An 877-nucleotide genomic window follows, 5' to 3' on the forward strand; every position below is an offset into this window, starting at 1 on the left:
AGCAGGTTTCATGCTTGCAAACGACCTATTAATCGTAACAGGTGCTTTGGTTGGTTCTTCAGGTGCGATTCTGTCATACATCATGTGTAAAGCGATGAACCGCTCGTTTATCAGTGTTATTGCTGGTGGCTTTGGTCAAGAGATTATTATTTCAAGTGATGAAGAGCAGGGCGAACACCGTGAAACCACTGCTGAAGAAGTGGCTGAAATGCTGAAAAACTCGAAGTCAGTAATCATCACTCCAGGATACGGCATGGCAGTAGCGCAAGCGCAGTACCCGGTGCATGAAATTACTGATGCACTTCGTTCACAAGGTATTGAAGTTCGTTTTGGTATTCACCCTGTCGCGGGTCGTCTGCCTGGTCACATGAACGTGCTACTTGCAGAAGCGAAAGTACCATACGACATCGTTCTGGAAATGGACGAAATCAATGATGATTTCTCAGAAACAGATACGGTTCTGGTTATTGGTGCGAACGATACTGTAAACCCAGCAGCGCTAGAAGATCCGAACAGTCCAATTGCTGGCATGCCTGTATTGGAAGTGTGGAACGCGAAAAACGTCATCGTATTCAAGCGTTCAATGAATACTGGTTACGCGGGCGTTCAGAACCCACTGTTCTTTAAAGAAAACACTTCGATGCTGTTTGGCGACGCTAAAGAAAGCGTAGAGGCGATTTTTAAAGCGTTGTAATCGAAATTGTTTTAAAACTATACAGGGTCAGCACTTGCTGGCCCTTTTTTGTTCCGTTTCAATGTTATAGTAATGCAAATCCTTAAGTCAGCTAATGTCAATTGCTTGTAGATTGATGTATAGTTTTGGCTAATGTAACAAGTGACGGTAACAGTTTGATTAAACAGTTTTTGCTCGGTTTTG

General features: G+C 43.3%; 1 protein-coding gene. It reads left to right on the plus strand.

What is annotated here, in order from left to right; genetic code table 11:
- On the plus strand, window positions 1-694 hold a 694-nt coding region (locus tag R7P74_RS25470; RefSeq protein ID WP_318123424.1), incomplete at its 5' end, for an NAD(P)(+) transhydrogenase (Re/Si-specific) subunit beta.
- Between the last annotated feature and the right edge of the window lie 183 nt (window positions 695-877).

It is taken from the genome of Vibrio sp. 2033 (genome assembly GCF_033339735.1).